18 protein-coding genes are annotated in these 15,647 nt (G+C 68.9%); 12 read left to right on the top strand and 6 right to left on the bottom strand.

Going from position 1 to position 15,647, the window contains the following annotated elements; all coding sequences use genetic code 11:
- Nucleotides 1-38 precede the first annotated feature (38 nt).
- The 7 genes from AB0I10_RS02315 (at nucleotide 39) to AB0I10_RS02285 (ending at nucleotide 7,161) form a co-directional block, all read left to right on the top strand.
- Complete coding sequence (locus AB0I10_RS02315) at nucleotides 39-719, top strand: histidine phosphatase family protein (RefSeq protein ID WP_363150358.1); 681 nt, start codon at nucleotides 39-41, stop codon at nucleotides 717-719.
- 145 nt (nucleotides 720-864) lie between these two features.
- On the top strand, nucleotides 865-2,088 hold the full coding sequence (locus AB0I10_RS02310; RefSeq protein WP_363150357.1) for a hypothetical protein: 1,224 nt from the start codon (nucleotides 865-867) through the stop codon (nucleotides 2,086-2,088).
- A gap of 148 nt (nucleotides 2,089-2,236) precedes the next feature.
- On the top strand, nucleotides 2,237-2,851 hold the full coding sequence (locus tag AB0I10_RS02305) for a TlpA disulfide reductase family protein (RefSeq protein ID WP_363150355.1): 615 nt from the start codon (nucleotides 2,237-2,239) through the stop codon (nucleotides 2,849-2,851).
- A gap of 4 nt (nucleotides 2,852-2,855) precedes the next feature.
- Nucleotides 2,856-3,620, top strand: coding sequence for a cytochrome c biogenesis protein CcdA (locus AB0I10_RS02300; RefSeq protein WP_363150354.1), 765 nt, complete (start codon nucleotides 2,856-2,858; stop codon nucleotides 3,618-3,620).
- Nucleotides 3,621-3,623: 3 nt separating this feature from the next.
- Entirely contained in the window at nucleotides 3,624-5,483 is a 1,860-nt protein-coding gene (locus tag AB0I10_RS02295; protein WP_363150353.1) for a cytochrome c biogenesis protein ResB, read from the top strand.
- Nucleotides 5,480-6,565, top strand: a complete 1,086-nt coding sequence (gene ccsB, locus AB0I10_RS02290) for a c-type cytochrome biogenesis protein CcsB (RefSeq protein ID WP_363150352.1) — start codon at nucleotides 5,480-5,482, stop codon at nucleotides 6,563-6,565. The genes AB0I10_RS02295 and ccsB overlap by 4 nt, the downstream gene beginning before the upstream one ends.
- A 74-nt stretch (nucleotides 6,566-6,639) precedes the next feature.
- Nucleotides 6,640-7,161 carry an SRPBCC domain-containing protein gene (locus AB0I10_RS02285; RefSeq protein ID WP_363150351.1) on the top strand — a complete coding sequence of 174 codons (522 nt, stop codon included), beginning with the start codon at nucleotides 6,640-6,642 and terminating at the stop codon, nucleotides 7,159-7,161.
- Between the two features lie 48 nt (nucleotides 7,162-7,209).
- Here AB0I10_RS02285 and AB0I10_RS02280 read toward each other — a convergent pair whose 3' ends face one another.
- From AB0I10_RS02280 to AB0I10_RS02270, 3 genes are all read right to left on the bottom strand, one after another.
- Entirely contained in the window at nucleotides 7,210-7,854 is a 645-nt protein-coding gene (locus tag AB0I10_RS02280) for a DUF4291 domain-containing protein (protein ID WP_363150350.1), read from the bottom strand.
- Between the two features lie 101 nt (nucleotides 7,855-7,955).
- On the bottom strand, nucleotides 7,956-8,432 hold the full coding sequence (locus AB0I10_RS02275; RefSeq protein WP_363150349.1) for a nucleoside deaminase: 477 nt from the start codon (nucleotides 8,430-8,432) through the stop codon (nucleotides 7,956-7,958).
- 24 nt (nucleotides 8,433-8,456) lie between these two features.
- Nucleotides 8,457-8,876: a PLD nuclease N-terminal domain-containing protein gene (locus AB0I10_RS02270; RefSeq protein ID WP_363150348.1), complete on the bottom strand. Its 420-nt coding sequence runs from the start codon at nucleotides 8,874-8,876 to the stop codon at nucleotides 8,457-8,459.
- A gap of 88 nt (nucleotides 8,877-8,964) precedes the next feature.
- On the opposite strand from AB0I10_RS02270, the gene AB0I10_RS02265 reads away from it, so the two are divergent.
- Nucleotides 8,965-10,422, top strand: coding sequence for a menaquinone biosynthesis decarboxylase (locus AB0I10_RS02265; protein WP_363150347.1), 1,458 nt, complete (start codon nucleotides 8,965-8,967; stop codon nucleotides 10,420-10,422).
- The gene (mqnP, locus tag AB0I10_RS02260; protein ID WP_363150346.1) at nucleotides 10,419-11,324 is read left to right on the top strand and encodes a menaquinone biosynthesis prenyltransferase MqnP; all 906 of its coding nucleotides are present in this window, start codon (nucleotides 10,419-10,421) and stop codon (nucleotides 11,322-11,324) included. Before AB0I10_RS02265 ends, mqnP begins: the two co-directional genes overlap by 4 nt.
- Nucleotides 11,325-11,429: 105 nt before the next feature.
- Here mqnP and AB0I10_RS02255 read toward each other — a convergent pair whose 3' ends face one another.
- Together AB0I10_RS02255 and AB0I10_RS02250 are read right to left on the bottom strand one after the other, a co-directional pair.
- Nucleotides 11,430-12,035 (bottom strand): DUF4870 domain-containing protein, encoded by a 606-nt coding sequence (locus AB0I10_RS02255; protein WP_363150345.1) that lies wholly within the window; start codon nucleotides 12,033-12,035, stop codon nucleotides 11,430-11,432.
- Nucleotides 12,036-12,125: 90 nt separating this feature from the next.
- A complete protein-coding gene (locus AB0I10_RS02250; protein WP_363150344.1) occupies nucleotides 12,126-12,716 on the bottom strand; it encodes a rhomboid family intramembrane serine protease in 591 nt (196 codons plus the stop codon).
- A gap of 106 nt (nucleotides 12,717-12,822) precedes the next feature.
- Here AB0I10_RS02250 and AB0I10_RS02245 point away from each other — a divergent pair, with 106 nt between their 5' ends.
- Nucleotides 12,823-13,545: a UbiX family flavin prenyltransferase gene (locus tag AB0I10_RS02245; protein ID WP_363150343.1), complete on the top strand. Its 723-nt coding sequence runs from the start codon at nucleotides 12,823-12,825 to the stop codon at nucleotides 13,543-13,545.
- Here AB0I10_RS02245 and AB0I10_RS02240 read toward each other — a convergent pair.
- Nucleotides 13,542-13,688, bottom strand: coding sequence for a hypothetical protein (locus tag AB0I10_RS02240; protein WP_363150342.1), 147 nt, complete (start codon nucleotides 13,686-13,688; stop codon nucleotides 13,542-13,544). The two genes, AB0I10_RS02245 and AB0I10_RS02240, sit on opposite strands and share 4 nt — an antisense overlap.
- Before the next feature lie 131 nt (nucleotides 13,689-13,819).
- On the opposite strand from AB0I10_RS02240, the gene AB0I10_RS02235 reads away from it, so the two are divergent.
- Entirely contained in the window at nucleotides 13,820-14,278 is a 459-nt protein-coding gene (locus tag AB0I10_RS02235; protein ID WP_363150340.1) for an Lrp/AsnC family transcriptional regulator, read from the top strand.
- 192 nt (nucleotides 14,279-14,470) lie between these two features.
- Nucleotides 14,471-15,634, top strand: a complete 1,164-nt coding sequence (mqnE, locus tag AB0I10_RS02230) for an aminofutalosine synthase MqnE (RefSeq protein ID WP_363150423.1) — start codon at nucleotides 14,471-14,473, stop codon at nucleotides 15,632-15,634.
- Nucleotides 15,635-15,647 lie beyond the last annotated feature (13 nt).

Below are 15,647 nucleotides of genomic sequence, written 5' to 3'. Positions count from 1 at the left end.
CCGCCGACTGCTTGCAGACGACTGAATGAATGGGTGACATGAGCAGCGAAGACATCACCGTCGTGCACCTGATGCGGCACGGCGAGGTGCACAACCCCGAGGGCGTTCTCTACGGCCGCCGGCCCGGCTACCACCTCTCCGATCTGGGGCGGAAGATGGCCGACCAGGTCACGGAGCACCTCGCGGACCGGGACATCACGCATGTCGTGGCCTCGCCGCTGGAGCGTGCGCAGGAGACGGCGGCGCCGATCGCCGGTGCGCATGGTCTGGATCTGGCCACCGATGAACGGCTGATCGAGGCGGCCAACGTCTTCGAGGGGAAGACCTTCGGGGTGGGCGACGGCGCGCTGAAGAAGCCCGGCAACTGGAAGTACCTGACGAATCCGTTCCGCCCGTCGTGGGGCGAGCCGTATATCGAGCAGGTCGTACGGATGATGGCGGCGCTGGGCGCGGCCCGGGACGCGGCGCGCGGCCACGAGGCGGTGGCGGTCAGCCATCAGCTGCCGATCTGGATCGTACGCAGCTTCGCGGAGCGGCGGCGGCTGTGGCACGACCCGCGGCGGCGGCAGTGCACTCTTGCCTCGCTGACGTCTTTCACCTTTCACGGCGACAAGATCATTTCGGTGGGTTACAGCGAGCCGGCGCGCGACCTGGTTCCCTCCCACCTGTTGGCCGGCGCCAAACCCGTCAAGGGGAAGAGCAAGGCCTTTGGCGCCTGATGATCCATCAATTGGCGGTAAGTCAATGGCAGGCAAAGCAAGAGATTTGAGCGAGTAACCGGAACCTCTCCGTCCGACATGCCCTCTACTCGGATGTCCGTTTATATGGATATTGAGTTCGTCGAGCACGGATGGGGACGACGGTATGCGCGCGATCAGTCGGCGGAACCTGTTGGGTATGGGAGTTGGGGCAGCCGCGGCGCTCGGTGTCGCGGGCTGTTCCCTGTCCGGCTCGGACAATGAGGCGAACAAGCAGCGGGCGAAGAACTCCGTGCAGGCCCGTTCGAAGCCCATCGGTGACGGCTCGACCGCCAATTCGGGAGCGCAGCCCCATCAGCCGGAGAAGCCGGAACGGCTGGAACCCGGCCAGACCCCGCCGCAGTTCGTGATCTTCTCCTGGGACGGTGCGGGAGAGGTCGGCAACGGCCTCTTCCCCCGATTCCTCAAGGTCGCCAAGGACCATGGCGCCGCCATGACCTTCTTCCTCTCCGGGCTGTACCTCCTGCCCGAATCGAAGAAGCAGATCTACCGCCCGCCGAACAACCAGGCCGGCGCCTCCGCCATCGGCTATCTCACCGACGACCACATCAAGGAGACGCTGAAGAACGTACGCGCGGCATGGCTGGACGGCCATGAGGTCGGCACCCACTTCAACGGTCACTTCTGTTCCGGCTCGGGCAGCGTCAAGCTCTGGACGCCGCAGCAGTGGCAGTCCGAGATAGACCAGGCGATGGATTTTGTCACCAAGTGGCGTACGCACACCGGCTTCACCGAGATAGACCCGCTGCCCTTCGATTACCGCAAGGAATTGGTGGGCGGCCGCACCCCGTGTCTTCTCGGTCAGGGAAATCTGCTGCCGACGGTAAAGGACCTCGGCTGGCGCTATGACGCCAGTTCACCCGGCGGTCTCCAGATGTGGCCCAAGAAGAAGATGGGAATCTGGGACTTCCCGCTTCAGCAGATTCCGTTCCCGGGTCACTCGTTCGAGGTCCTCTCAATGGACTACAACATCCTCGCCAACCAGTCGAAGAACTCGACAAAGGCCCCGCCGGCCAACTACCCGGGCTGGCGCAAGCAAGCCACCGAGGCGTATATCTCCGGATTCCAGCGCGCGTACGAGAGCAATCGCGCGCCGTTCTTCATCGGAAACCACTTCGAGCAGTGGAACGGCGGTATCTACATGGACGCCGTCGAGGACGCGATCAAGCACATCGCCGACGAGCGGAACAAGGATGTGCGGCTGGTGTCATTCCGGCAGTTCACCGACTGGCTCGACGCACAGGACCCGAACGTGCTGAGCAAGCTCCAGGGCGTAGGTGTCGGACAGAAGCCGGCCGGTGGCTGGAAGTCGTACCTGGCCGCCGCCTGAGACCGGCCCCCTGACACATCGGAAACCACTCCCGGAACACGTCCGGGGGGCCCCGGACGTACCGCCCCTGACATGCCCGTTTGTGGGGGATAGGGCAGCCCGAGGGGGGCGCGGAAGATCCGGAATCGGCCCATGCGAAACTTTTCACATGAGTGCCTGCCGCGCCCCACGCCGCCTCACGAGCCGCAGCCGCATCGCCCTGCTCGCCGCAGGGGCCGCGGTCGCGTCGCTGACGCTGAGCGCCTGCGGGGAAGGCGCCTCCGGCGGCTCGTCACAGACCGGGTACGTCCAGGGCAAGAACGGCTTCGCCACCGTGAAGAAGGGGCAGCGGCAGCCGGCGCCCGACCTCTCCGGCGAGACCACCACCGGCAAGCAGTTGGACGTCGCCGACTACAAGGGCAAGGTCGTCGTCCTCAATGTCTGGGGCTCCTGGTGCGGGGGGTGCATCGCCGAGGCGGCGAACTTCACCAAGGTCGCGAACGAGACCAAGGGCAAGGGCGTCCAGTTCATCGGGATCAACACCCGCGACGCCGCGAAGTCGCAGGCCAACAGCTATGAGGAACAGCACAAGGTGCCGTACCCGAGCCTGTTCGACCCGCCGGGCAAGCTGCTGCTGCGCTTCCCCAAGGGCAGCCTCAACCCGCAGCTCATCCCCACCACGATCGCCTTCGACCGGGACGGCAAGATCGCCGCGCGCGCGGTCGGCCCGCTCTCCGAGGACGGTCTGCGCAAGATGGTCGACCCCCTGATCGCCGAGAAGTGATCACGTGATCGAGCTCGCCGCCGAGACCGCGCAGAACCAGACCATCCTGACCGGCGCACTGCTCGCCGCCGTACCCATCGCCCTGCTGGGCGGCCTGGTCTCCTTCTTCTCCCCCTGCGTCCTGCCGCTGGTCCCCGGCTATATGTCGTACGTCACCGGCGTCGCCGGCACCGACCTCGCCGAGGCCAAGCGCGGCCGGATGCTGGCCGGTGCCGCCCTGTTCGTCCTCGGCTTCACCGCCGTGTTCGTCTCCGGCGGCGCCCTCTTCGGGTTTTTCGGGGAGACGCTGCAGAGCTACAAGGACGTCATCTCGCGGATCCTCGGCGGCCTGATGATCCTGCTCGGGCTGGCGTTCGCGGGCGTCCTCCAGCGCTTCGGCCAGCGCGAACTGCGCTTCCACAAGAAGCCCGCCATGGGGCTGCTCGGCGCGCCGGTGCTCGGGGTGCTCTTCGGCGTCGGCTGGACGCCGTGTCTGGGCCCCACCCTCACCGCCGTCAACACCCTCTCCCTCTATCAGGCGAGCGCGGCCCGCGGTGCCCTGCTGACCGTCGTCTACTGCCTGGGCCTGGGCCTGCCGTTCATCGCCGTCGCACTGGCCTTCCGCCGCATGCTGGGCGCGTTCGGCTGGATCAAGCGGCACTACGTGTGGGTGATGCGGATCGGCGGCGGCATGATGGTCGCGCTCGGCATCCTGCTCGTCACCGGCGTCTGGGACAGTCTGATGTTCGAGCTGCAGAGCTGGACGCAACGCTTCACCGTTGGGATCTGATCGATGTCCACGAAGACCGACACCCCCCGCGACCCGGGCCCGGACCCCGGCGTTCCGGACGCCCGGGAGTCCAGCACGGCCACGGATCTCGGCGCGGCCGGATCCCAGCTCTCCACGGCGCCCGCCGAGGACATCAGCTTCCCCTCGCTCGGCCCCCTCGGCTGGGCGCGCTGGTTCTGGCGGCAGCTCACCTCCATGCGGGTGGCGCTGCTGCTGCTCTTCCTGCTGTCGATAGGTGCCATCCCCGGCTCGCTGATCCCGCAGACCGGCATCGACCCGGTCAAGGTCGAAGCCTTCAAGTCCGACCACCCCACCCTCGGTGAGGTCTACGACAAGCTGGGGATGTTCCACGTCTACAGCTCGGTGTGGTTCTCGGCGATCTACCTGCTGCTGTTCATCTCGCTCATCGGCTGCATCGTGCCGCGCACCTGGCAGTTCGTCGGGCAGCTGCGGGGCCGTCCGCCGGCCGCCCCGCGCCGGCTGACCCGGCTGCCCGCGTACACGACCTGGCGTACGGACGCGGCACCCGAGGAGGTCCTCGGGGCGGCGCAGCGGCTGCTGAAGAAGCGGCGGTTCCGGACCCACCGGTCCGGCTCCGCGGTCGCCGCCGAGAAGGGCTATCTGCGCGAGACCGGCAACCTGGTCTTCCATGTCGCGCTGATCGTGATGCTGGTGGCGTTCGCCGTCGGCAGCCTGTGGAAGTCCGAGGGCGGCAAGCTGATCGCCGAGGGTGACGGTTTCTCCAACAACCTCACCCAGTACGACGACTTCAAGTCCGGGCCCTTCTTCGACACCGAGACCATGGAGCCGTTCGGTTTCACGCTCGACGGGTTCGACGCGACGTACGAGCGGACCGGACCGCAGAAGGGCACCCCGCGGACCTTCCGCGCCAACGTCAGCTACTTCACCGGCGCGGACGGCAAGGAGCACAAGACCGCGATCGAGGTGAACAAGCCGCTGGACATCGCGGGCTCGAAGGTCTTCCTGCTCTCGCACGGCTACGCGCCGGTGGTCACCGTCAAGGACGGCCGCGGCAAGGTCGTCTACAAGGGCGCGGTGCCCTTCCTCCCGCAGGAAAGCAAGAACTTCACCTCGACCGGTGTGGTGAAGGTGCCGGGTGCGCAGACCAAGGACGGCAAGCGCAACCAGCTCGGCTTCCAGGGCTTCTTCGTGCCGACGTTCGGCGGCAAGGGCTCCGGCTCGATGTTCTCGCAGTTCCCCGCGCTGGACTATCCGGTGCTGACGCTGACCGCCTACCACGGTGACCTGGGCGTCGACTCCGGACTGCCGCAGAACGTCTACCAGCTGGAGAAGAAGAACCTCAAGCAGTACAAGGACAGCAAGGGCGCCCCGGTCGCCAAGATGATGCTGCCGGGCGAATCGATGAAGCTGCCCGGTGGCGACGGCAGCATCAGGTTCGACGGCATCAAGGACTGGGCCAGCTTCACGATCAGCCACCAGCCCGGCAACGGCCTCGCGCTGACCGGCGCGGTCGCCGCGCTGCTGGGCCTGGCCGCCTCGCTGTTCATCCAGCGCCGCCGGGTGTGGGTACGGGCGGAGCGGGTCGAGGAGAACGGCGTCGGCGTCACCGTCGTCGAAATGGCCGGCCTCGGCCGCAGCGAGTCGCCCCGGCTGCCGGAGGAACTCGCCGATCTCGCGGTGGCACTGGGCACCGACGCCCCGCTCGTCGAACCCGCCGACCCCGGGGCATCCGCCGAACCCGCCGACGACTCCGCACACACCGAAGACTCCGAAGCCGCAGAAGACTCCGCGGAGCCGACCGACCCGACCGGTCCTGCCGACTCTGCCGATCCTGCCGATCCTGCCGAATCTGCTGACCCCTCTGAAGGAGCGCGCGCGTGAACATCGCTGCCGCAGCCAACGAGACACTGGCGCACAACAGCAACCTGCTGGTCTATTCGGCGATGGCTGTCTACACCCTCGCCTTCATCGCGCACATGGCGGAGTGGGTGTTCGGCAGCCGCAGCAAGGTCGGCCGCACCGCCGCCGCGCTGACCGCGCAGGCCAAGGCGCCGGCCGCGGCCGCCGTCCAGGTGGCGAAGCAGGGGGGCACCGCCGTACTGGAGCGCCCCAAGATCATCACCAAGGCCGCCGTCGGCAGCCGCGATGTCCCGGACGGGCCGGGCGCCGCGGGCGGCACCGAGAAGGGCGACCTCTACGGGCGGATCGCCGTCTCGCTGACCGTCCTGGCCTGGGCGCTCCACGTCGGCGGGGTCGTCACCCGCGCCCTGTCCGTGCAGCGTGCCCCCTGGGGCAACATGTACGAGTTCTCCACGACCTTCGCCGCGGTCGCGGTCGGCCTCTACCTGCTGCTGCTCGCACTCAAGAAGAACGTCCGCTGGATCGGTCTGCCCCTGGTCACCACCGTGCTGCTCGACCTGGGCCTGGCCATCTCGGTGCTCTACACCGCCAGCGACCAGCTGGTGCCCGCGCTGCACTCGTACTGGCTGTGGATCCACGTCAGCTGCGCGATCCTGTCCGGCGCGGCGCTCTACCTCGGCGCCGTCGCCACCCTGCTGTTCCTCTTCCGCGACCGCCACGAGGCAAAGCTCGCCGACCCGGCCGGCCCGCAGCCCGGCGCCTTCGCCACCTCCGTCCTGGAACGGCTGCCCTCGGCCGCCTCGCTCGACAAGTTCGCCTACCGCATCAACGCGACCGTCTTCCCGCTGTGGACGTTCACGATCATCGCGGGCGCCATCTGGGCCGAGGCCGCCTGGGGCCGCTACTGGGGCTGGGACCCCAAGGAGGTCTGGACCTTCATCACCTGGGTCGCCTACGCCTGCTACCTGCACGCCCGCGCCACGGCCGGCTGGAAGGGCCGCAAGGCCGCCTGGCTGGGCGTGATCGCGTTCGCCTGCTACCTCTTCAACTACTTCGGCGTGAACATCTTCGTCACCGGCCTGCACTCCTACGCCGGAGTCTGAACGGCCGCTCCGAACCCCTGCGCTGAACGCCGCGCGGAACTGCGAACACCGGTGCCGTACGCGATCGTGTCCTCATGGAGAGCCCGATCCCGTACGGCACCGTCGTTTCCGACGCCGACACCCGCACCATTTCCTTCCCGCTGCGCTTTCCCCAGCCTGTGGAGGAAGTCTGGGCCGCCGTCGCCACCCCGGAAGGCCTGCCCGGCTGGCTCGCCGCCGCCGATCCCTTCGAGCGGCACGAGGGCGGCGCGATCACCCTGCGCTGGCTGAACGCGGACGAGAACGGGCGGTCCACCGTCGCCCCCGGCCGGGTCACCGGCTGGGGCCCGACCCGGCTGGCCGAGTACACGGTCGACGTCCACGGCCGGATCCGTTTCGAGACCGCCCCGGACCCGGACCGCCCCAGCGGCACCCGGCTGCGCTTCACCAACGAGCTGGTCACCCCGGACAGTGCGGTCATCGCCAACCTGGCCGGCTGGCACCAGCACTTCGAGTACCTGGCCGCGGCGCTGGCCGGCCGGCCCATCGACTGGTCCACGTGGAATCTCGCCCGCTGGCGCGCGCTGTACGAGGAGTACGACCGGGGCGCCGGGTAGTGGCGCGGTGCGTCTGCGGTACGCGTTTCTGCGGGGGCGTCAGGAGAATCAGCTGAGGGCGGGGGTTCCCTCGGGCGCCGGGTACGGGCGCTCCTCGGGCAGCAGTGCGGCGGCCGCCGCCGTGTCCCCGGAGCGCACCAGCGCATGAATCTCGTGGGCCAGCGGAGTGACGTCTGTGATGGCGACCGTCCACTCATCGGCGTAGCACCGGGACGCCTCACCCGCCAAGCCGAGCTGCAACGACCGGTACGGCAGCTGCTGGAGCCGCAGATCGCGCTCAGGGTCCCACTGCACCCGTGCCGACGAGCGCTTCAACTGCCGCTGCCAGGCGCGGCGGTCAGGGTGCTCGGCCGAGTCGTAGTGCGACAGACAGGCGTTGCGCAGCGCCCAGTCGAAGCCGGTCCGGTCGATTTCGATCGCGAGCACGGTCTCCTGGTCGGCCTTGGTGCCCCAGCCGCAGCGGTACATCATCCACAGGAACGACGGCTTGATCCACGTCATCCGCTCCCGTTTCCAGGCCGCGGGAAACCGGCCGTCGCGCGCTGCGGGGACACCCAGAGCGGGCGCGTACGCCTGGTAGACGGTGACCGTCCGCTCGGTGTGCAGTGCCCGGATCCGGCGCGGTGGCTCGGCGGGGGCGGCGGGTTCGCCGGTCGCCGTCGTGTCTGCGGGGGCGTTCGGGCCGGTGCTCATGAGGGCTCATCCTGACGGATGCCGAGGCCGGCCGACCACTGAATTCGCTAGGGCCCGGCCATGACCCATCGGACAGGCCCTAGGCCGGGCGGCCGGCGGGCTCACTCGTCGCCGATGTCCTCGTTCCACAGCGCCGGACGCGCGGCGATGAAGTCGCGCATCATCGCCGCGCACTCGGCGTCGTCCAGCAGCACGATCCGTACGCCGTGCCGGGCCAGCCAGTCGTGCCCGCCGTGGAACGTCCGCGCCTCGCCGATCACCACCCGGGAGATCCCGAACTGGCGCACCAGGCCGCTGCAGTACCAGCAGGGGGAGAGGGTGGTGACCATCGTCGTACCGCGGTAGCCACGCTGCCGGCCGGCAGCCCGGAAGGCGGCGGTCTCCGCGTGCATCGACGGGTCGCCGTCCTGGACGCGGCGGTTGCGGCCCCGGCCGAGCAGCTCGCCGTCCGGCCCGTAGAGCGCCGCACCGATCGGGATGCCGCCCTCGGCCAGCCCGGCCCGCGCCTCGGCGACCGCCGTCGCCAGCATGGCGCGGTCCTGCTCCCGACCCTCCGTCCGGCCCCGTGCCCGGTCCATGACGGTCACTCTCCTCGCTGGGGCTCAGCCCTTGGCGGGCGGTGTGTCCTCGGGGCCGTCCGCCGCGTCGCCGTTCTTACGGCGCAGCTCCTCCTCGCGGCGTTGCAGATCGGCCTCCCAGTCCTTCAGCAGCCCCTCGTCCTTCTTGTTCTCTTCCTTGAGGGACTTGAGGAACTCGGGATTGTCGTCCGGGGCGACCCATTTGGCACCGCGATTGCGGTGCCACTGCGAGGGCGTGCTGCCGTCGGACGACACGGGACGCCGGTTCTTGCCCGCGACCAGCCATGCGACCGGCCCGATCAGCACCTCGCCGAACAGCAGGATGATGATGACCCAGATCACCTTGGGCAGGCCCCGCACCTGCGATTCAGGGGTGTTGAGGCAGTCGATGAACGCATAGATCCACAGCGCCAGCACCAAAAGGAACGGCAGATACCTGACCATTGCGGAACGGGCCCCCTGCGAGCGATGGCGGGCCCGCGGCGGGGCCCGGTGACCCGTACAGGGTAGTGCGTACCCGATACTGGAACGCATGGCTTATGACGATCTTCGCTCGTTCCTGCGCGCGCTCGACAGGGAGGGCGACCTCAAGCGCATCAAGGCCGAGGTCGACCCGTATCTGGAAGTCGGCGAGATCGTGGACCGGGTGCAGAAGGCCGGGGGTCCGGCGCTGCTCTTCGAGAACGTCAAGGGCTCGGCGATGCCGCTGGCCATGAACGTCTACGGCACCGACCGCCGGCTGCTGAAGGCGCTCGGCCTGAAGGCGTACGACGAGATCAGCGGCAAGATCGGCGGGCTGCTCAAGCCGGAGCTGCCGCAGGGCTTCGTCGGTGTGCGGGAGGCGTTCGGCAAGCTCGCCAACATGACGCACGTACCGCCGAAAAAGGTGAAGGGCGAGAGCGCGCCCGTACAAGAGGTCGTGCTCACGGGCGACGACGTCGACCTCGACGCGCTTCCGGCGCTGTTCACCTGGCCCGACGACGGCGGCTCGTTCTTCAACCTGGGGCTGACGCACACCAAGCACCCGGAGACGGGCGTGCGCAACCTCGGTCTGTACCGGCTCCAGCGCCACGACAAGCGCACCATCGGCATGCACTGGCAGATCCACAAGGACAGCCGCAACCACTACCAGGTCGCGGCCAAGCGCGGCGAGAAGCTGCCGGTCGCCATCGCCTTCGGCTGCCCGCCGGCCGTGACCTACGCCTCCACCGCCCCGCTGCCCGGCGATATCGACGAGTACCTCTTCGCGGGCTTCCTCCAGGGCAAGCGGATCGAGATGGTCGACTGCAAGACCGTTCCGCTCCAGGTGCCGGCCAACGCCGAGGTCGTCATCGAGGGCTGGCTGGAGCCCGGGGAGATGCTGCCCGAGGGCCCGTTCGGCGACCACACCGGCTTCTACACGCCGCAGGAGCCGTTCCCCGCGCTGACCATCGACTGCGTCACCATGCGCAAGCGGCCGCTGCTCCAGTCGATCGTGGTGGGCCGGCCGCCGACGGAGGACGGGCCGCTGGGCCGCGCGACGGAGCGTTTCTTCCTCCCGCTCCTCAAGATCATCGTGCCGGACATCGTGGACTACCACCTGCCGGAGTCCGGCGGCTTCCACAACTGCGCGATCGTCTCGATCGACAAGAAGTACCCCAAGCACGCGCAGAAGGTCATGCACGCCATCTGGGGCGCGCACATGATGTCGCTGACCAAGCTGATCGTGGTCGTGGACGCGGACTGCGATGTGCACGATCTGCACGAGGTGTCCTGGCGGGCGCTGGGCAACACCGACTACGCCCGCGACCTGACCGTCGTCGAGGGCCCCGTCGACCATCTCGACCACGCCTCCTACCAGCAGTTCTGGGGCGGCAAGGCGGGCATCGACGCGACGAAGAAGTGGCCCGAGGAGGGCTACACGCGGGACGGGGGCTGGCCGGACATGGTCGAGTCGGACCCGCAGACGGCCGCGAAGGTCGACCGCCGCTGGAAGGAGTACGGGCTGTGACCGCCTCCGCCGCCGCAGCGGTACCCCAGCCGGGCCGGACCAAGGCGTTCCTCCGCCTGGTGATGATCGAACACTCCGTCTTCGCGCTGCCCTTCGCGTACATCGCCTCGCTCACCGCGATGTTCCAGTGGGACAAGCACATCCACTGGGGCCGGCTGCTGCTCGTCACCGTCGCCATGGTCGGGCTGCGGACGTTCGCGATGGCCTGCAACCGCATCATCGACCGGGAGATCGACGCCCGGAATCCGCGGACGGCGGGGCGCGAGCTGGTCACCGGCGCGGTCACCGTGAAGTCCGCCTGGACCGGGGCGCTCATCGCCGTGGTGATCTTCCTGGGCGCCGCGGCGCTGCTCAACCCGCTGTGCCTGGCGCTGGCGCCCGTCGCGGTCGTGCCGATGGTGGTCTATCCGTACGGCAAGCGCTTCACGAACTTCCCGCACGCGATCCTGGGGCTGGCCCAGGCCATGGGGCCGGTCGGCGCCTGGATCGCGATCAGCGGCAGCTGGTCCTGGGACGCGGTCATCCTCGGTCTCGCCGTCGGCGTCTGGATCGGCGGCTTCGACCTGATCTTCGGCTGCCAGGACGTCGAGGCCGACCGGGCGCACGGCGTGAAGTCCGTCCCCGCCCGCTTCGGCATCCCGGCGGCGCTGCACGGCGCCCGCGCCAGCCATGCCGTCACCACGGTCCTGCTGGTCTGGTACGCGCTGGCCACCGGCGCCGGAGCCTTCTTCTGGGCCGGCCTGGTGATCGTCGCCGTGGCGTTCCTCTACGAGCACACCATCGTCCGCCCGCACGACCTGTCCCGGCTCAACCGGGCCTTCTTCACGGTCAACGGCTTCATCGGTATCGCGCTGTTCGTCTGCGCGCTGCTGGATCTGCTGGTGCGTGGGCTGACGGTCTGAGGGCGATGGCCTGACGGGTGTTGGCCTGATGGGCGATGGCCTGACGGTCCGACGGGCCGCGGAAGGTCCGTCAGGCCGCGTCGCCCGTCGTCCCCCGTGCGCCCGTCACCCCTTGCTCATCGGCCACGCGATCAGCCGCGGGTACGTCCACAGCTCGCCGTTCTTCGCCTTCGTGGCGCCGATGATCGCGCAGACGATGCCGGATATCGCGTACGCGACCATGATGCCGATCACGGTCAGCAGCGGGACCGCCACACCGGACCCGGCGCGCTGGATGTCATTGGCGGCCACCTCGAAGACGAGGGCGCTGCCGACGTACAGCAGGATGCCGATGAACGCCACGATGGCCTGGGTGAAGCCGAAGTTCAGGGCCTGGGTGGCGTGGTGGCGGACGTACGGGTCCTGCTTGTGGCGTTCGTTGCCGCGGACGGACAGCGGGGCGATCCAGCCGAGGAAGGCGCCGAGGCCGCAACAGAGCAGCGAGCCCATGGTGACGGTCAGCACCGCGCCGACATGGGCCCACAGTGCCGGGCCGGTCGAGGGCGAGACCGGCGGCTGGGGGCCGTATCCGGAACCGGCCGGATAGCCGGTCCCCGTGGGATAGCCGTAGCCGCCGGGCTGGACGCCCGGGTTCCACCCCGGCTGAGCGCCGTACGGCTGCTGCGGTCCGCCGGGATAGTTCCCGTATCCGGGCTGGTGGTAGTCGGACATGCTGTGCTCACCCCGTGGTTCCTGCGCTGTGTTCCCCCGCCGTGCCTGTGGCGTCCCGCGCCTTGTCCGGCGGCTCCCGTGCGTCTGAGATTACGGGACGGGTCGGACAGTGGCACCGGCCGTGACGGCCCGCGGGCGTTGCCGGAAGGCGAAGGCCGCCAGCACGCCGCCGATCAGCCCGAACAGATGGCCCTGCCAGCTGATGCCGCTGTCGCTCGGCAGCGCGCCCCACACGATCGAGCCGTACGCCACGCCGACGGCCAGGCCGATGCCGATGTCGAGGGCCTTGCGCTCGATGAAGCCGCGCACCAGGAGATAGCCGAAGAGTCCGAAGACGACACCGGAGGCGCCGGCGGTGTTGCTGTTGGGCGCCGCGGTCAGCCAGACGCCCAGCCCGCTGGCGACGATGATCAGCAGGACGACCGCCAGGAAGCGGCGCACCCCGCTGCGCAGCACGGCGATGAAGCCGAGCAGCAGCAGGGGCAGGGAGTTGGCTGCCAGGTGGCCGAAGCCGAAGTGCAGGAAGGCGGCGGGCACCACGTCGGCCAGCTCGCCGAAGTCGCGCGGCTGGATGCCGAAGGTGTCCAGTGCGTTCCCGCCGGCGTAGTCGACGCCCTCCAGCAGCCACAGCAGCCCGACCCAGCCCAGCATCAGGCAGATCGCGGCCTTCACTCGTGTCATGTCCCGGTCCTCCCCGTGTCCCCCATCGTGCGGCATCCCCCACAACGGTTCACACGTAAGAACGGCCGTGACGGGGTCCGTGGTTCCGCCGGATAGGCTCGATGCTGTGGAGCCGCCGCACAGCAACACCAGCAATCAGGACCCCGGCCGACGCCGTCCGTGGGTCGTGGGAATCTCCGGTGCGTCCGGGACGCCGTATGCCGCGTCCGTGCTACGGGGATTGCTCGCGGCCGGCGAGGCGGTGGATCTCATCGTCAGCCGGGCGTCGCGGCTGACGCTGATGGATGAGACCGGTATCGCCTTCCGGGATGCGCATTGGCGGTCCGACCTGCGGGAATGGCTGGCGCTCGGGGCCGATGGCAAGCCGGGGACGTTTCCGGTGACGGAGGACCGGCTGGCGGATGTGCGGTACTGGCCGGCCGGGGATCTGGCGGCCGGCCCGTCGTCCGGTTCGTATCCCGTGAAGGGCATGCTGATCGTCCCGGCGAGCACGGCATGTGTCGCCGGGGTGGCGCTCGGGCTCTCGAAGGATCTGCTCCAGCGGGTGGCGAGCGTGACGCTCAAGGAGCGCCGCCGGCTGGTGGTCACGGTGCGGGAGACCCCGCTGAACGGACCGACGCTGAAGCATCTGGTCGCGCTGGACGAGGCGGGCGCAGTGGTGCTGCCCGCCTCGCCTGCGTTCTACGCGGGAGCGACGCACATCCAGGATCTGGTGGACTTCGTCGCGGGCCGGGTGCTCGATGCGGCAGAGGTGCCGCACGGGCTGTACCGGCGGTGGGAAGGGGAGCTCAGGGGTGGCTCCAAGGGGGAGGCCCCCGAGGCGTCCTAGGCCTTCTTGGCTGCGGCGGCTTCCGCGGCGGCGCGGCGAAGGCGGCGCCGGGACCGAGGGGCCGCGGTCTGGTGGGCACGTGAACGATTGGCCTGGTCCTGCAGCTCGCGCATGCGGGCGTAGGCCATCTCGATCGAGTACACGGTGACAACTCCTGTGAAGATCGTCGTTGATCGTCGGTGTTATTCGAAGATTTACAGGGTCTGAGGCCCTGTATGCCTTAGATTCTACATGCAGAACCCGAAAATGCGTAAAGATTGGAAGGCTTGAGGGCATGGACGCGGTGGATAGGCAGCTCATCCAGGCACTTCGCGAGAACGGCAGGGCCTCGTATGCGGAGCTCGGCCGGCTCGTCGGCCTCTCCGGGCCCAGCGTCACGGACCGGATCAACCGGCTCGAAGCGGCCGGCGTGATCACCGGCTACCGCGCGACGGTCGACGCCACCTCCCTCGGACTCGGCGTCACCGCGCTGGTCGGTATCTCGCTGTCGGACGCCGCCGACCACGAGGACGTCGCGCGCCGGCTGAAGGACCTCGCCGAGATCGAGGACTGCTGGTTCATCGCCGGCGACGACTCGTACATGCTCAAGGTGCGGGTGGGCGACGTCGACGGCCTGGAGCGCACCATCCGGCGGCTCTCCGGGACCAAGGGCGTCTCCCGTACGCGCACCACGATCGTGCTCTCCACCAAGTGGGAGAACCGCGTCGGCGAGCTGCCCGAAGAGGTCGAGTAGGCCACCGGACGCGAGCGGGCGGACGGAGCGGACGGGGCGCGTCAAGGGGGCTCCGTCCGCTCCTCTATGGGGGGAGTAGTCTCGTCGAAGCCCGTTTTCTGGCACCGAAAAGCCAGAGATGCAGCAGGGATAGGGCTGCGATACGGCTGCGATACGGCAGAGACACTGGGAGGCGACGGGATGGCTGCGTCGATGGATGTGGGCCTCAAGCGCGAGCTGGAGGCGAAGGTCCGGTCCGGCGAGCGGCTGACCCGCGAGGACGGTCTCGCCCTCTACGAGTGCGACGACCTGGCCTGGCTGGGCGGCCTCGCCAATGAGGTCCGCACCCGCAAGAACGGCGACGTCGTCCACTTCAACGTCAACCGTCACCTCAACATGACCAACGTGTGCACCGCCTCGTGCGCCTACTGCTCCTTCCAGCGCAAGCCGGGCGAGAAGGACGCGTACACGATGCGCATCGAGGAGGCCGTCCGCCTCGCCAAGGCGATGGAGGGCGAGAACCTCACCGAGCTGCACATCGTCAACGGCCTGCACCCGACCCTGCCGTGGCGCTACTACCCGCGGTCGCTCAAGGCCCTCAAGGAAGCCCTCCCGCAGGTCTCCCTCAAGGCGTTCACCGCCACCGAGATCCACCACTTCGAGACCATCTCCGGGCTCACCGCGTCCGAGATCCTCGACGAGCTGATCGACGCCGGCCTGGAGTCGCTGACCGGCGGCGGCGCCGAGATCTTCGACTGGGAGGTCCGGCAGCACATCGTCGACCACGCCACCCACTGGGAGGACTGGTCGCGTATCCACCGGCTCGCGCACGAGAAGGGTCTGAAGACCCCGTGCACGATGCTGTACGGCCACATCGAGGAGCCGCGCCACCGCGTCGATCACGTCCTGCGGCTCCGCGAACTCCAGGATGAGACGGGCGGCTTCCAGGTCTTCATCCCGCTGCGCTACCAGCACGACTTCGTCGACATGCAGGACGGCAAGGTCCGCAACCGCCTCCAGGCGCGGACGACCATGGCGACCGGCGCCGAGGCCCTGAAGACCTTCGCCGTCTCGCGCCTCCTCTTCGACAACGTCCAGCACGTCAAGGTCTTCTGGGTGATGCACGGCGTGCAGACCGCCCAGCTGGCGCTGCAGCACGGCGCGGACGACATGGACGGCTCGGTCGTCGAGTACAAGATCACGCATGACGCGGACAACTACGGCACGCCGAACAAGCTGACCCGCGATGATCTGCTCGACCTGATCCGCGACGCCGGCTTCCGGCCCGTCGAGCGCAACACCCGCTACGAGGTCATCCGCGAGTACCCGGGCCCGGACCAGGACCGCCGCGAGTCGCCCCAGCCGATGCGCGTCTGACCTGGTCAGAGAC

The organism is Streptomyces sp. NPDC050636, from assembly GCF_040654775.1.
Taxonomy (GTDB): domain Bacteria; phylum Actinomycetota; class Actinomycetes; order Streptomycetales; family Streptomycetaceae; genus Streptomyces.
The sequence above is the reverse complement of the archived record's forward strand: the minus strand, read 5'-3'. Positions and strand labels throughout refer to the sequence as shown.

Excerpts from the sequence above, each read along its gene's own strand:
- AB0I10_RS02285 (WP_363150351.1), top strand. The coding sequence starts at position 6,640 with ATGGAGAGCCCGATCCCGTACGGCACCGTCGTTTCCGACGCCGACACC.
- AB0I10_RS02280 (WP_363150350.1), bottom strand. The coding sequence starts at position 7,854 with ATGAGCACCGGCCCGAACGCCCCCGCAGACACGACGGCGACCGGCGAA.
- AB0I10_RS02315 (WP_363150358.1), top strand. The coding sequence starts at position 39 with ATGAGCAGCGAAGACATCACCGTCGTGCACCTGATGCGGCACGGCGAG.
- AB0I10_RS02265 (WP_363150347.1), top strand. The coding sequence starts at position 8,965 with ATGGCTTATGACGATCTTCGCTCGTTCCTGCGCGCGCTCGACAGGGAG.
- AB0I10_RS02310 (WP_363150357.1), top strand. The coding sequence starts at position 865 with ATGCGCGCGATCAGTCGGCGGAACCTGTTGGGTATGGGAGTTGGGGCA.
- AB0I10_RS02275 (WP_363150349.1), bottom strand. The coding sequence starts at position 8,432 with ATGGACCGGGCACGGGGCCGGACGGAGGGTCGGGAGCAGGACCGCGCC.
- AB0I10_RS02250 (WP_363150344.1), bottom strand. The coding sequence starts at position 12,716 with ATGACACGAGTGAAGGCCGCGATCTGCCTGATGCTGGGCTGGGTCGGG.
- AB0I10_RS02270 (WP_363150348.1), bottom strand. The coding sequence starts at position 8,876 with ATGGTCAGGTATCTGCCGTTCCTTTTGGTGCTGGCGCTGTGGATCTAT.
- AB0I10_RS02255 (WP_363150345.1), bottom strand. The coding sequence starts at position 12,035 with ATGTCCGACTACCACCAGCCCGGATACGGGAACTATCCCGGCGGACCG.
- AB0I10_RS02295 (WP_363150353.1), top strand. The coding sequence starts at position 3,624 with ATGTCCACGAAGACCGACACCCCCCGCGACCCGGGCCCGGACCCCGGC.
- mqnE (WP_363150423.1), top strand. The coding sequence starts at position 14,471 with ATGGATGTGGGCCTCAAGCGCGAGCTGGAGGCGAAGGTCCGGTCCGGC.
- AB0I10_RS02305 (WP_363150355.1), top strand. The coding sequence starts at position 2,237 with ATGAGTGCCTGCCGCGCCCCACGCCGCCTCACGAGCCGCAGCCGCATC.
- AB0I10_RS02235 (WP_363150340.1), top strand. The coding sequence starts at position 13,820 with ATGGACGCGGTGGATAGGCAGCTCATCCAGGCACTTCGCGAGAACGGC.